The following is a 13867-nucleotide window of genomic DNA, read 5'->3' on the forward strand; positions in this document are numbered from 1 at the left end:
TTATGAACGTACTTTTTCCATTACTCCCTTTTCTCTTTTTAGAATACAAAAAGCCTTGATCTTAAAAAATAAGATCAAGGCTTAATAAACAAAGGCCCATCACTTATCTTTCAAGACTTGCTTGCTGGAATTAGCACGGTGTTCCTACTACAGAACCCGCTGCTGAGGTGTCATAGGGCCAGTCCCTCTACCTCTCTGGATAAGTAAATTGCTATATTATTATTTGGTTCAAATTGTATATTTCGAATTATAATTCTGAAAAAATGAAAAGTCAATCAAATTGGGTATATTTAGAAAAATCAGTTTTTAATCCATTTATCGAAATTACATTTTTCAGCTTATAATAAAAAGAAATGATGTTAAAGGAGTTATAAGATGGACCCCTTACTTCTTGCTACTATAGGATTACCCTTAACAATCGTTATACTTGTCATCATCGGCTTCTATAAACTCTTTATTAAAAAGAAACGTATTACTTTTTTATACTCCTTTCGATAATATTACCGGGCAAACTATTTCCGAATTTCACGAAGAGCAGAAGGTATTAGTATCCGAGGATGAAGATGAAGATGAAGACGGAGATGGTAATAAGAAAAAATAACCTTGCACAGGCAAGGTTATTTTTTCGTTTCTGCTTGAAAACGTTTATAGTATGTCGATGCTGTTGCAAAATTAATTTCTATATCACGAATCAACGATGAATCTTCTTCTTTAGCTAACTTCTGTAATTTTTTCATTGCTTGCTCCGATTCATTCAAGAAACCAACATATACTTCATGTTCTTGCTCTTTCGACTTCGGAACACGAATTTCTTTACGTATATGATCAATATCTTCTAACATGCTCGTTGTTACCTTTTGCACATCTTCTTTATATGTAGCAGTCGTTATTTCCTTACCGCCCTTTTCTTTTGCTACTTCAAATAACTGCAGTGCTTTATTAATTTCTTTATTCATTTTCATATCGTATTTTTCATGTACTGCACGGTATTCTTTCATCTCTTCTGTTTGTTCTGTAGATTGCTCTACCTTTTCTTTCGGTTCTTTCGTATCTTTATTTCCATTACATCCTGCTAGAAGGAGCATTCCTCCCATTACGGCAATACCCAAAACCTTCTTCATCTCTTCTTCTCCTTTTATCTACAACTATTACTCATTATAGTTTCTTTTATCTCCACTTGTTATTATACCGAGAACATCCTACTTTTTACACTTAAGACGACACCGTAATATATATACCAACATGTTTGTCACAGTATCGTCACTTTATACAAATAACTTTTGCAATGCTTTACTACATCACCTTACAAAACTGTATGAGGTATTTCAAAGAAATGAAAAAAGAACTGATTCAAACATTCCCTTTGAATCAGTTCTTTTTTGTTAAGCCTCTAGATTTTGTTTTTGCTGCAGTTCAAACTGTTTCTCACTTCTTCTGGCCATAAATAGATAACATAACACTGCTCCTACTTCACAAAGCGCAATAACAATACCCATCGGTAATGCTGTATTACTTCCACCGATACCTACTAGCGGAGCAACAAGAGCTCCTGAAATAAACTGTAATAAACCTAATAAAGCTGATGCTGTTCCTGCAGCTTGTTTCTGATTTCTCATCGCTAATGAGAACCCAGTTGTTGATACAACCCCGACACTTGATACGACAAGGAATAACGAACATAAAACACCAATTAAACCTATTCCTAGTACGATTGTCAGTAGTAAAGATAGGCCACCAACAGCTGCGATAATAATACCCGCAACAAATAATGTCTTCTCATTCACTTTCCCCGCTAAACGACCCGTTACCTGACTAGCAATAATAATACCGATGCCATTAATCGCAAAGAATAAACTAAATTGCTGTGGTGATGCTCCGTATATGTTCTGCAACACAAATGGTGAGCCCGAAATGTATGCAAACATTGCCGCTGTTACTAATCCTTGTGACAATGCATATCCCATAAATAGACGGTCCTTTAACAATTTTCCGTACGTCGCCAAAGTCCCTGACAAACCACCTGTTTCTCTTTCTTCAGGAGGTAATGTTTCACGCAATACAAAAGTAGCTGAGATTAACATGAATACGCTAATTGCTCCAAGAACGATGAAAACACCGCGCCACGTTGTAAACTGTAACAATTGCCCCCCAATAATCGGTGCCAAAATAGGTGCTGCTCCGTTTACTAACATAAGCAGTGAGAAAAACTTCGTCATTTCAGAACCTGAGTACATATCTCTTACCATCGCACGTGATATAACAATCCCGGCTGATCCTGAAGCTCCTTGTAGGAAGCGCAATAATACTAATGTCCAAATAGATGGCGCAACAGCACAAAGTAAAGAAGAAGCAACATAAATAATAAGAGCAATAATAAGTGGTTTGCGTCTTCCGTAAATATCACTAATTGAGCCAACAAATAATTGCCCTACTGACAACCCAAGCAAACAAGCTGTTAATGTAAGCTGCGCTAGGGATGCACCTGTTTGCAAGTCATCCGTTAACTTCGGTAATGAAGGCAAATACATATCAATAGATAATGGCCCAATCGCCGTAAGTGTCCCTAATACAAGAATCATCCACAACCTGTTTGCCTTTACAGGTTTATATATTTCGTGATTAACTTCATTCACTTTTTCAATTCACCCTTTCCTATACACACTGAATCGTAACAATTATAGTTACATCATAAACATACGTCAAGTACAGTGCATTTTCCTCTTTCATAATGTAAAAAAAGCGATAGAAATTCTACCGCTTTACTTTTTCACATTGCTATTCGTAAATTTAGATACCGAGGCCATCGTCTCTCCCGTATCTAAATATGTAATTTGAATTGGATCTCCTACTTCTGTAAACATAGCATATGGGAATTTCTTCACTGGTATCATAAATACCTTTTGTTCATTCTCTAAAAGTACGTACACGATTGTATTTTCACCAGATTTTTCTTTATATACACGTTGTACAATACCTTCTTTTTGCGCTTCTTTTCCTGTTGAGGTTGGTCTAAATGTATCACCATTACCGCTCATTACGTTTTTATAATTCTCAAGCGCTTCTTTCTGCGAAGAACCTGTCGCAAATATTTTTGCATTAGCAGCATATACAACTGTATGCGCACGTACTAGGCCTCCGTCATCAACAACCGGAATAATCCAAGCTGGTTTACCGTATACGTTATAAATGACAGGCATTGTCCCATGCCATTTCTCTCTCTTAAAGGAATTATCTACTACTTCTGTAGCTGCTGAACCATCCATAATCCCCTTTACTTCTTTTCCATTATAGTAATATAGCTTGCCTGTGCGTGCATCTACTAATGAATAGCCTAGAGCTGAATCTACTCCTTCTTTTGGAGAAGTAAAGTCTGTAAAATAATACAGTGTTCCATCTTTACCAAAGATCGGGGTCACGCCTTCTTTCGTTCCCCACTCAGTCGGAATTTTCATATCTGTTTGCGAGAATTTCGTATTCCAAAATCCGTGAATATATTTGCCAAAGTACGTATTTAACGTAGATGCAGTCTCATGATTTAATACACCATCAACAAATTTAGGTGCCTTTCCTTTATCATATCTTTTCACTTCACCTGTTTGTGCATCTACTACGACAACACCTTCTACCTCAAATCCAGATCTTCCTGAAATAAATTCACCATACGTCATTGTATAATATGGTTTTCCTTTATCATCAACCTCAAATTTAGGTTTTCCTTTAAAGATTAAATTTGGTTCTGCTTGCCTTACCACACGCTCTAAATTATTACCAAAAAACATGCTTGGCACATATTTCATTTTATAACCGAGGTGCAGTTTCGCTTCCGCATCAGGATTCGTACCTGACATCGTTACGTACCCTGGAATTGTCTCAGCTTTACGCGCTTTAAAAAATCCTGAAACTTCAATCGGCGCTACATATAAAGCCTCGCCGTTTACCATTTGTGGCGTTAATTCTCCTAGCTCAAAATAAGCTACTTTTGGAATATCACCAAATACTTTTTTCATCTTATTCTCCGCTGTCTTTGGCGGCACTGTAAACGGCTGGTCATTTTCAGTAAATGGCTCTGAAATATCTTTCTCTACCTTAACAACAGAATCATATTTCTTTTGCGAGATTACTATATCGTGCAAATAACCAAAGTAGCCGTAACTTGCGAGTAAAATAAACATTAGAAGTCCTTTTAATGTACCTTCTAATTTCCCTATTTGATCTTGTGAAAATAAAACAAGCCCAATTAAAATTGCTACTGCAACAGAATAATGAGTAAGAATCGAATCTACTCGATCATCAATTAGCCAAAAGTATTCATAGATTGCAATACCTATCCAAAATAAAACAGGAATAACTAAAATAGATGATTTCTTACCCTTTACAACCTTCTTATCTCCCTTCTTATCCACTGCTCGAAGCTTACTACTACTTCTTGTCCATGGAATCAAAAACAAAGTAAGAATAGCTAAAACTACAAATTTCATCAAAGGCACTGTCCCCTTTTCTTTTGTATTCCCTTTTAGTATAACAAATAAAGGTTATTAAGGTGAAAATAGGAATAGTTATATTTTTTTACTACTTAATACAATCCCGCTCACTACATATAGAATAGATGCAATATAAAAAATTGTACCAATCGTAAAGAAATCTACTAAATATCCCGTGGCAATAACCGCTACTGCTCCGCCAATGGATGTCCACACATGGTATTTTCCAATCTCATAACCAGCCTTTTCCTGCGCAACCTTTCGTGCTAACGAAGTCTTCTCAGTATTACGCTGCACAGCACCTAAAACGCCCATTACAATTTGAAGAATATACACATGCCAAACTTCCGTGGCAATTGGAAAGCAAAGCATTAAGATTGCCATGGACCAAGCGTATATGATTAATAATTTTTTATCCCCTACTTGATCAGATACCTTTCCCACTAGTGGATATACAAGTGCTGATGTTAAAGCAAATAAGCCATACGCCCAGCCAAATTGCGAGAAGCTATTTCCAACGTTTCGAAGCAATAATATATAAAAAGGAAATACCATACTTCCTGCCATCATGATGATACTTTGCGAAGCCACAAATCTTCTATATGTCATTTCGTATACTCCCTATAAAATAAATTCACAAATCTCTCTTCTGAATCTATTTCCTTCTTTTTCTTGAGAAATTCTTCAATGCGAGGATATGCCCTCTTTAACTGCTCTTTCGTTGGATAAGAATAATACGGCAAATAGTAACTACCATTATGCTTTAAAGTAACATCAATCATCTTTCGAATGACATCCTCTGTTTTCTTTATCTCACTCTCTGAGCGTCCCTGGTTAATCAAAAGAACCAGCGCAAACATATCATCTTTCGCATAGGACAAAACTGCATTTTCATTCTTTTCCACGTAACGAATCGTAATGTTGAGTAAATTAAACTCATCTTCATTTAATACGTTACGTAAATCATCTATATACTCTGTGAAAGCATCTATAGGCACAAAGTATTCTTGTAACACTTCGGTCCTATTTGGATTTTCATATTCCATAAAAGCACTATCTGATCTCATAACATTATTACGCGTCTCATACTTTCCATCTGTACGTTCAAAATAACCTCTTTGTATATCCCAAAATGTATTCTTTCCCCAATCACTATAACGTGATAACCCAAGTAAAAATTTCGGTGCAGCTATAATATTTTCTTCCTTTAATTCACTGTACTCTTCTCTCATATTTTGATTTTGTGCCAAAGTATAATCTGTCACATACATCTCTTTTAAAAATGAATTTGGAGCAACAGAAATACGCGCTAAGTGCATACGAACATTCTCATCTCTTTTCACTTTCTCTTTGAAATAAGATGCGTATTCTTTATAATCTATCATTCTCGTGTGCATTTCATATAATTCATCATCTGTTAACTTCAGCGTCACATCTAAAATAACTCCAAATAAACCGTAACCCCCAATGACATATGGAAATAACTCTGCATTTTCTTCTCTACTTACATTACGTACCGTGCCATCTGCCATTAACAATCTAAATGAATCTACTGTATCAATCAGTGCCTCATGACGAATATCACGCCCGTGTACATTTACACTTAATGAACCGCCAACAGTAAAAATATTTTGAGACTGCATGACCTGTACCGCAAGGCCATAAGGATTTATTTTCTTCTGAATATCATTCCAGGTGACACCACTTTGAACTGTAATCCGCTTCTTCTCTGGATCAAATTCTAATATTTTATTATATCCTTTCATATCGAGCATCGTGCCATTCGGATAATATGTCTGTCCTCCTTGGCTATGTTGCATGCCTGCAATGGAAATTTTCTCTCCTGAAACTTTTGCATCTCGCACTAATTTTATTAACGAGTGCTCTTCCGTAGCACTTTCAACACGTTTTATTTTTGTCGGAAGCAATTTACCTACATCACTCATAATAGGATGATCAATTTGTTTTTTATACGTATGTACAGACGTTGCAAGCAAAACCGTATATGCGACAATGACCGCTGCTATCTTTCTTTTTTTCAAAGGACACTCTCCTTATTAGCAACAAAAAGAGATACCCTTTCTTTCAGGTACCTCTCTTGACAGTGATTACTTTGCTGCTGGCAATTGTATTGGATCAAATTTATCATACGATGTAAACTTTGCATCCGTAATAATGTGCGCTTTATCCTCACCATTGCTACTCATAACCATATCTATCTTTGCTGATTCATATTTAAAATCTTTTGTAATAATATATTCCCCATCTATTTCTTCTATCTTTGCATTTTGGCCTTGTAGCATTTGTTTCTGCTTTTCATCCATACTAGCTAGCATACTCTCTGTCTCTTGCCCTTTTAATGCAAACTTCAGCTTATAATTATCTCCAATTTTCTCCATCTTCACTTTATTTAAAATTTCCGATGGAATCTCTAAATTATCTACCATTCCTTGAGTCGCGTTCATTCCGTTAGCATTCAATTGTTCCTCTGGTACAGACATAATTTCACCCGTATTAGGATTTTTTAACTGACCAGCAATTTTGCCACCCACATCATAAACAACAACCTCTGTACCAGAAACATTCATTTCAGAACGAGAATTTCTTTTCTTCGGCTCTAGTTGCATTTTAGCCTTTATTACATTCATCTCTGTTCCTTCAGCCTTTATTCCCACATCATATGTCATCGTTACATTTTCTTCGTTTTTAAAAGCTTCATTCGCTTTATTAAAAACATCCTTCGCTGTTAATTCCTTTTCTTTCTGCACAGCTTCTTTTTTCGGTTCGTCAGTCTTTTTTGTTTTCTCATTACTACACCCTACTCCTAGACCGACTGCAAGTACTAAACTTGAAATTAAAATAAGTTTTTTCATAACGTCCCCTCCTTCCCAAAAATAATATCATCTCTTTTCCTATGAAATCTATATAATTCGTAATATTTATCTTTAAATTTATTTCCTATATAACAACATGTTTGAGAAAAAGTTTAAATATGATGTAAATAATAACAACTCATTTCAGGAGGTCATTATGAAAGCGATTATTTGTACAAAGTACGGACCACCTAATGTTCTCCAGCTTCAAAATGTAGAAAAGCCTAAACCTAAAAAAAATGAAGTATTAGTTAAAATTCACGCAACAAGTGTATCGACTGGAGATTGTAGAATACGTGGCTTTAATAGCCCCCTCTTATTTTGGATTCCTATGCGGATCATATTAGGTTTCAGAAAACCGAGAAAACCTATACTTGGCGTAGAGTTATCCGGTGAAATCGAAGACATTGGAACAGATGTAACACAATTTAAAAAAGGAGATCAAGTTTTTGCATTAACAGAACTAAACCTTGGTGGTTATGCGGAATACACATGCGTGCATGAAAGTGGATTAATAGCATTAAAACCTACCAATGTGACATATGAAGAAGCTGCCGTTATTCCTTTCGGCGGAACTTCAGCATTGCACTTCCTTAGAAAAGGACAGATAAAAAAAGGGCAACGAGTACTTATATACGGCGCCTCTGGGTCAGTAGGGACAGCTGCCATACAACTTGCTAAATACTTCGGGGCGACTGTCACAGCCATTTGTAGTAGTTCGAATTTCGAATTAGTAACAGCTTTAGGGGCAGACAACGTAATTGATTATATGAAAGAAGATTTTACTAAGCAGGGCGAGCACTACGATATTATATTTGATGCAGTTGGAAAATATAAAAAGTCTCTTTGTACAGATGCATTAATGCCTAATGGAAAATATGTATCTGTGAACGGAATGATGGCAAAGGTCAGTAAAGAAGATATGAACCTACTAAAACAACTAGCTGAAACAGGAAAGCTAAAACCTGTTATTGATAGAACTTACCGATTAGAAGAAATTGCTGAAGCTCATATATATGTAGAAAAAGGACATAAAAAGGGGAATGTTTCGATTATCTTAAAATAAAATATATTCAGAAAATATCATTAACAATTCTTTTTATACGATTTACTATTAGTACCATATTCAAAACTACATACACATACTCTTATCAAGAGTGGCGGAGGGACTGGCCCGATGATGCCCGGCAACCGAGCTTATGACGTATAAGCTAAGGTGCTAATTCCTGCAAAACGAGTTTTCGTTTTGGAAGATAAGAGAGGAATCTATTTCGTCTATTCGGCACCTCTCTTATTTTTGGGAGGTGCTTTTTATTTTGGAACGTATATGAAGGGGGATTTATAGATGAAAAAGGTATTATTAAGCATTGTAAGCGGAGCAGTATTATTATTAGGCGCATGTAGCGTGAGTTCAGATAAAGAGGTAAAAGCATTAGACGAGAAAAAGATTACTGTCGGTGTAACAGGTGGACCACATGAACAAATTTTTGAAAAGGTAAAAGAAGTTGCAGCAAAAGATGGTCTCGAAATTGATATAAAAGTATTTAATGATTATGTAGCGCCAAACGTATCTTTAGATGAAAAAAGCCTTGATGTAAATAGCTACCAAACGAAATCGTATTTAGATGTATTTAAAGCTGAACGCAATATGAAATTAGCTGAAGTATTTTCAACAGTAACATTCCCTATGGGCGTATATTCTAAAGATATAAAAGATGTAAAAGACTTAAAAGAGGGCGACGCAATTGCTGTACCAAATGACCCAACGAATGAACTTCGAGCTTTAAAATTATTTGAAAAAGCAGGGGTTTTAAAAGTTGATCCAAAGGCTACAGAAAAAGCGACTGCAAAAGATGTAATTGAAAATCCAAAAAAATTAAAGATTGTCGAATTAGAGGCATCTCAATTACCAACGCAACTAAGTGAAGTGAAAGCAGCTGCAATTAACACAAACTTTGCATTAGGTGCAAAATTAAGTCCAGCGAAAGATTCTATCTTCCGCGAAGGAAAAGATTCACCATATGTGAACTGGGTCGTTGTTCGTACTGAAAATAAAGATGATGCCGTTGTAAATAAATTAAAGAAAGCTTATCAGTCTAAGGAAGTAAAAGAGTTTATCGAGAAAAAATTTGATGGTTCAGTTTTACCATCTTGGTAGGAGCTGACGATAATGATTGAATTAAAAAACATATCCAAAGTATTTACAACAAAAAAAGGGAATGTTGAGGCTCTTAAGTCTACTTCCCTTAAAGTAGAAAAAGGCGAGGTATTTGGAATCATTGGATATAGTGGCGCTGGTAAAAGTACATTGATTCGATGTGTAAATTTATTAGAAAAACCAACGACAGGAAATATCATTGTAAACGAACAAGACTTAACAACGTTATCGACAAAAGAACTAGCAAAAGCGAGACAAAAAATCGGAATAATCTTCCAAGGATTCAATTTACTTAAAACTGTTACCGTTTATGAAAATATCGCATTACCGTTACGGCTTGCTGGCATTCCAAAAGCAGAAATTGAAAAAAGAGTAGAAAAGTATTTACGCATTGTCGATCTTTTTAATCGAAAAGATGCGTATCCAAGCGAACTTTCTGGTGGTCAAAAACAGCGTGTTGCAATTGCTCGTGCGCTATCACATGAACCTGAAGTGTTATTAAGTGATGAAGCAACGAGCGCATTAGATCCCGAAACAACCGATTCTATCCTTGATTTGTTATTAAAGATTAACGAAGAAATCGGAATTACGATTTTACTCATTACACATGAAATGAATGTCATCCAGCGTATATGTGACCGCGTTGCTGTTATGGAACATGGATCTGTAGTCGAAAGTGGGACTGTAAAAGATATTTTCACAAACCCACAACATGTAACCACGAAGAAATTTGTAAATAGCGCATTTGCAGCGAAAATTCCAAAAGAGGTACAGAAAGAACTACAAAGTACTGGAGAAATTGTAACACTTTCATTTATTGGCACTACTTCAGGGGAACCTGCCTTAGCCGTTGCCACAAAACGTTTCCAAGTGTATCCGAATATTTTATCCGGTAATATTACGCAGTTAAAACATGAAGCATATGGGAAACTAGTCGTTCATATGCAAGGGGAACAAAATGAAATCCACCATGCTTTATCATTTTTACAAGAGCAAGGAATCATCGTAGAAGGAGGTAGAACAGATTATGGGAAACAAGTCCTTTTTGGATGAATGGGGTAAAGTCATATGGGAAGCCACAATCCAAACCTTTCAAATGACATCTATCTCATTACTCATCTCGATCCTTATTGCATTACCACTTGGCGTCACACTTGTTTTAACGAGACCTGGTGGGCAGCGTGAAAATAAAATCATCTATCCTATTCTTAATACAATTATTAATATCATTCGCTCTCTTCCATTTATCATTCTATTATTCTTTATTTTACCTTTTACAAAATTTCTAATGGGAACGTCCATTGGCGTGCAAGGTGTTATCGTACCGCTTGTCGTCTTCACAGCCCCTTATATCGCACGTTTAATGGAGACAGCTTTACTAGAAGTCGATCGCGGTGTCATTGAAGCCTACCAAGCGATGGGAGTCTCTACTATAAAAATCATTTGGCACGTCATGGTGAAAGAAGCTCGTTCCTCCCTTGTACTCGGATTAACAATCGCAACGATCGGCTTAATCGGCGCAACAGCAATGGCTGGCCTTGTAGGTGCTGGCGGGCTAGGGGATTTAGCATACCGCTTCGGACATTTACGCTACGAGCCTGAAGTAATGTATGCAACCGTCTTTATTTTAATTATCCTCGTTCAAGGATTACAGTCTTTAGGGAATGGTGTTGCACGAAGATTGAAGAAAGATTAAAAAAGAAGGCATCTCACCCTGGTGAGATGCCTTCTTTTTTATCTTTTAAATCCACCTTCTGAATGAATAACTTGCCCAGTAATCCACTCGGCCTCTTCACTTACTAAAAATTTAATGAGTCTAGCTGCATCCCTTGGCTCACCAATTCTGCCAAAAGGAAACATCGGCTTTAACCCTTGTTTTATCTCTTCAGTCATCCATCCTGTATCGGTTGGTCCTGGATTAATTGCATTCACTGTTATTCCTAAATGAGCTACCTCTGCTGACAACGTACTAGTAAGAGCATCAATAGCTCCCTTCGTTGTCGCATAAGCTAGTTCTCCTGCCATAGGACCTTGAAATTGCCCCGAAGTAATATTAACAATTCTACCACCAGATTTCTTATCAAATCCCCGGGAAAATTGACTACTGAGCAATGTAGTCGCACGAACATTTACCATATAATGCTTATCTAATTCTTCAGCAGTCAACGTAGAGAAATCATTATTCGTAGAATATGCTGCATTATTAATTAATATATGAGGGTACCCTAATTGTTCAGTAACTTTATTTATAAGCTCTTTTGGTGCATCATTCTGAGTTAAATCTAACTCCATACTTGATACTTTAACACCGTTTTTTAGTAACTCTTCTTTTAATTGTATTTGTTCATTTTTATCAACGCCCCAAGGCATCTCTTTATCGTAAGCTGTCCAATACGTAAAAAATATATCGTATCCTGATTCAGCTAATTCTTTACAAATCGCTGCCCCTATACCATCTAGACGACTTACCCCTGTAATAACTGCTACTTTATTTTTTAATTGGTTCATCATATACTCCTCCAAGTTTAAAGGACGCATATTTTATATAAGAGATATAAACTTTCCCACAAAAAAGACAGATACATAAAATAGGCACCTATCCTTATAAAAGGGATGTACAAGCCAAATATGCATTCCTTGAATGATTTACAGATAACTAAATAAACCCTCGCTTATGAGAGCAAAATTTATCTATCTAGTAGTTTCTAATCATTACAAGTTCATCCACATATTGAGTCTTTGTCTCCTCTCCATATATCTCCAAATTTTATTTTAGCACTAAAGATTTAATATTTCAAAAGATAAAATAACCACTCCTATTTATAAAGTATCGTGTACTATAAACCATAGTTAATAACTAATTTAAATTTAAGTGTATACATTTATCATTACCTATTCGTTGTATAAGTGTAGGGAGGAAAAGTGATGGGAAAAGAAAATATATTTACCTCCTATCTTATCAATCTAGGGGAGGAAGTGTTCAAACTACTACTAGCGAAAGGGGCTATAAAAGAAGATGCAGAAGACATCATCCAAAATACTTTCTATAAAGTATATACGTTGCTAGATCACCTAACCGAGAGTAACATACGACCATGGTTTTTTAGGGTGGCATTAAATGAATACATTGACTTAAAGAGAAAAAAAGAGCAACAGAACATCTATTTAACTGAAGATATTTATTCAAAATTACAATATACAGACCGAGAATTAGACGCTGTTTTAAATAAAGATGAGATTTTCTATTTATTAAAAGATATAAAACCAGAATATAAAGAAGCCTTCTTTTTAAAATACTATTACAACTTTTCATATGAAGAAATCGCTCTAATACTAGATATTCAAGTGAACAGCGTAAAACAAAAATTACATCGTGCACGTAAAACAATTCATTCTACAGTAGGAGGAAAACCTTAATGGATACTTCTTTAAAAGATGCATTAAAAAAAGCTCAAAGAAAACAGTTACTTAAAATCATCATTACCTCAATTATCGTTGTAATCATGCTTATACCTATAATTTATAAAGTTGGCAATTACTTTGCGGCGAAAAGTTCGACAAAGCTTCACGAAAGTCTCTTTTTACATAATGCAATTGCCGAACCTAATGTGCAAATCGATTCTCAAGTTACAAGTAATTCAACTATGTTTGGCGGCAATATTATATCAAATCGATCTAAAAATATTAATGGTTATGTAGTCCCATGGAACACTTTAACAAGTTCCTATGGTTGGCTCCGTATCAACATTGATACCAATGAATTAACACCCGGATTTTATTGGTCCGATACAGAGTTCTATGAGTATGATAAACAAACAAAGAAAAAATTTGCAACATTTTATAATCCCGCTATTAAGGAATATTTTGATGGTGTCCAAAATGAATTAGGGGAAGTTTCACAAATGAATAACTATGTTGCCGAAGTTGCTATTTCTTTCAACCAGCCCTACACACTACAAGAAATTAAAGAGAAGATTCCAGACAACTTAAACATTGTATGGTTATACATGACCTCACCAATTAGAGATGAAAGCAAAGGGCCTGCTGGTATGCCCGTTTATGGATTTAATCCAGACAAGTCACCTGGAGAAGCCTATAAAGAGTTCGTTGATTCACTTAACCAATACGATGACGATGGTCATGATAAAGATATCCAGAAGTTTTTAAAATCAAACAAGGACAAACCATTTGATCAAGTGAAAATTTTAGGGGTTATGCTAACTGGGAGAACGGAAAACTTTAAGGCGTTAGAAAACCAAGACTTTATTCGTGGTGCTTCTGTAGGGGTGACTGCGCAAATTGTTCCTTATATAAAGCCAGAGAAATAATACGTAATGCGCAGATACACTAAAAAA

The 13867-nt window shown here is 35.7% G+C and carries 13 protein-coding genes, 1 pseudogene and 2 riboswitches; of the genes and pseudogenes, 7 read left to right on the forward strand and 7 right to left on the reverse strand.

The window, feature by feature from the left end; translation table 11 throughout:
- Window positions 1–100: 100 nt before the first annotated feature.
- Window positions 101–206, reverse strand: a riboswitch (SAM riboswitch).
- Between the two features lie 169 nt (window positions 207–375).
- Window positions 376–601 (forward strand): annotated as a pseudogene (locus ACK1U5_RS26525) (DUF3951 domain-containing protein).
- A 16-nt stretch (window positions 602–617) separates the two neighbouring features.
- Here the strand turns inward: ACK1U5_RS26525 and ACK1U5_RS26530 are convergent.
- The 6 genes from ACK1U5_RS26530 to ACK1U5_RS26555 all read right to left on the reverse strand — a co-directional run bounded on the left by ACK1U5_RS26530 (window position 618) and on the right by ACK1U5_RS26555 (window position 7354).
- A complete protein-coding gene (locus ACK1U5_RS26530; protein ID WP_000756517.1) occupies window positions 618–1121 on the reverse strand; it encodes a hypothetical protein in 504 nt (167 codons plus the stop codon).
- Between the two features lie 261 nt (window positions 1122–1382).
- Complete coding sequence (locus ACK1U5_RS26535) at window positions 1383–2642, reverse strand: multidrug effflux MFS transporter (RefSeq protein WP_223153447.1); 1260 nt, start codon at window positions 2640–2642, stop codon at window positions 1383–1385.
- 117 nt (window positions 2643–2759) lie between these two features.
- Window positions 2760–4478: a DUF3981 domain-containing protein gene (locus ACK1U5_RS26540; RefSeq protein ID WP_000674048.1), complete on the reverse strand. Its 1719-nt coding sequence runs from the start codon at window positions 4476–4478 to the stop codon at window positions 2760–2762.
- 78 nt (window positions 4479–4556) lie between these two features.
- Entirely contained in the window at window positions 4557–5090 is a 534-nt protein-coding gene (locus ACK1U5_RS26545) for an MFS transporter (protein WP_000222367.1), read from the reverse strand.
- Complete coding sequence (locus tag ACK1U5_RS26550; RefSeq protein WP_000746275.1) at window positions 5087–6523, reverse strand: FAD-binding oxidoreductase; 1437 nt, start codon at window positions 6521–6523, stop codon at window positions 5087–5089. Before ACK1U5_RS26550 ends, ACK1U5_RS26545 begins: the two co-directional genes overlap by 4 nt.
- 66 nt (window positions 6524–6589) lie before the next feature.
- Window positions 6590–7354, reverse strand: a complete 765-nt coding sequence (locus ACK1U5_RS26555) for a hypothetical protein (protein ID WP_000733615.1) — start codon at window positions 7352–7354, stop codon at window positions 6590–6592.
- A gap of 157 nt (window positions 7355–7511) precedes the next feature.
- On the opposite strand from ACK1U5_RS26555, the gene ACK1U5_RS26560 reads away from it, so the two are divergent.
- From ACK1U5_RS26560 to ACK1U5_RS26575, 4 genes are all read left to right on the forward strand, one after another.
- Window positions 7512–8420 carry an NAD(P)-dependent alcohol dehydrogenase gene (locus ACK1U5_RS26560; protein WP_000643865.1) on the forward strand — a complete coding sequence of 303 codons (909 nt, stop codon included), beginning with the start codon at window positions 7512–7514 and terminating at the stop codon, window positions 8418–8420.
- Between the two features lie 79 nt (window positions 8421–8499).
- Window positions 8500–8614, forward strand: a riboswitch (SAM riboswitch).
- A gap of 85 nt (window positions 8615–8699) precedes the next feature.
- A complete protein-coding gene (locus ACK1U5_RS26565) occupies window positions 8700–9512 on the forward strand; it encodes a MetQ/NlpA family ABC transporter substrate-binding protein (RefSeq protein ID WP_000756992.1) in 813 nt (270 codons plus the stop codon).
- Between the two features lie 12 nt (window positions 9513–9524).
- A complete protein-coding gene (locus ACK1U5_RS26570) occupies window positions 9525–10565 on the forward strand; it encodes a methionine ABC transporter ATP-binding protein (RefSeq protein WP_000571308.1) in 1041 nt (346 codons plus the stop codon).
- Complete coding sequence (locus ACK1U5_RS26575; protein ID WP_050964590.1) at window positions 10540–11208, forward strand: methionine ABC transporter permease; 669 nt, start codon at window positions 10540–10542, stop codon at window positions 11206–11208. The genes ACK1U5_RS26570 and ACK1U5_RS26575 overlap by 26 nt, the downstream gene beginning before the upstream one ends.
- Before the next feature lie 38 nt (window positions 11209–11246).
- On the opposite strand, the gene ACK1U5_RS26580 is transcribed toward ACK1U5_RS26575, so the two are convergent.
- Window positions 11247–12023, reverse strand: a complete 777-nt coding sequence (locus ACK1U5_RS26580) for an SDR family oxidoreductase (RefSeq protein ID WP_002098920.1) — start codon at window positions 12021–12023, stop codon at window positions 11247–11249.
- A 414-nt stretch (window positions 12024–12437) separates the two neighbouring features.
- Here ACK1U5_RS26580 and ACK1U5_RS26585 point away from each other — a divergent pair, with 414 nt between their 5' ends.
- Together ACK1U5_RS26585 and ACK1U5_RS26590 are read left to right on the forward strand one after the other, a co-directional pair.
- Window positions 12438–12929 (forward strand): RNA polymerase sigma factor, encoded by a 492-nt coding sequence (locus ACK1U5_RS26585; protein ID WP_000514134.1) that lies wholly within the window; start codon window positions 12438–12440, stop codon window positions 12927–12929.
- A complete protein-coding gene (locus tag ACK1U5_RS26590) occupies window positions 12929–13840 on the forward strand; it encodes a sigma factor regulator N-terminal domain-containing protein (RefSeq protein WP_000381492.1) in 912 nt (303 codons plus the stop codon). Before ACK1U5_RS26585 ends, ACK1U5_RS26590 begins: the two co-directional genes overlap by 1 nt.
- The last annotated feature ends 27 nt before the right edge of the window (window positions 13841–13867 follow it).

It is taken from the genome of Bacillus sp. XB1 (assembly GCF_053557995.1).

Bases quoted from the DNA above. Each gene is read 5' to 3' on its own strand.
- ACK1U5_RS26530 (WP_000756517.1), bottom strand. From the start codon at position 1,121: ATGAAGAAGGTTTTGGGTATTGCCGTAATGGGAGGAATGCTCCTTCTA.
- ACK1U5_RS26540 (WP_000674048.1), bottom strand. From the start codon at position 4,478: ATGAAATTTGTAGTTTTAGCTATTCTTACTTTGTTTTTGATTCCATGG.
- ACK1U5_RS26545 (WP_000222367.1), bottom strand. From the start codon at position 5,090: ATGACATATAGAAGATTTGTGGCTTCGCAAAGTATCATCATGATGGCA.
- ACK1U5_RS26555 (WP_000733615.1), bottom strand. From the start codon at position 7,354: ATGAAAAAACTTATTTTAATTTCAAGTTTAGTACTTGCAGTCGGTCTA.
- ACK1U5_RS26560 (WP_000643865.1), top strand. From the start codon at position 7,512: ATGAAAGCGATTATTTGTACAAAGTACGGACCACCTAATGTTCTCCAG.
- ACK1U5_RS26565 (WP_000756992.1), top strand. From the start codon at position 8,700: ATGAAAAAGGTATTATTAAGCATTGTAAGCGGAGCAGTATTATTATTA.
- ACK1U5_RS26570 (WP_000571308.1), top strand. From the start codon at position 9,525: ATGATTGAATTAAAAAACATATCCAAAGTATTTACAACAAAAAAAGGG.
- ACK1U5_RS26575 (WP_050964590.1), top strand. From the start codon at position 10,540: ATGGGAAACAAGTCCTTTTTGGATGAATGGGGTAAAGTCATATGGGAA.
- ACK1U5_RS26580 (WP_002098920.1), bottom strand. From the start codon at position 12,023: ATGATGAACCAATTAAAAAATAAAGTAGCAGTTATTACAGGGGTAAGT.
- ACK1U5_RS26585 (WP_000514134.1), top strand. From the start codon at position 12,438: ATGGGAAAAGAAAATATATTTACCTCCTATCTTATCAATCTAGGGGAG.
- ACK1U5_RS26590 (WP_000381492.1), top strand. From the start codon at position 12,929: ATGGATACTTCTTTAAAAGATGCATTAAAAAAAGCTCAAAGAAAACAG.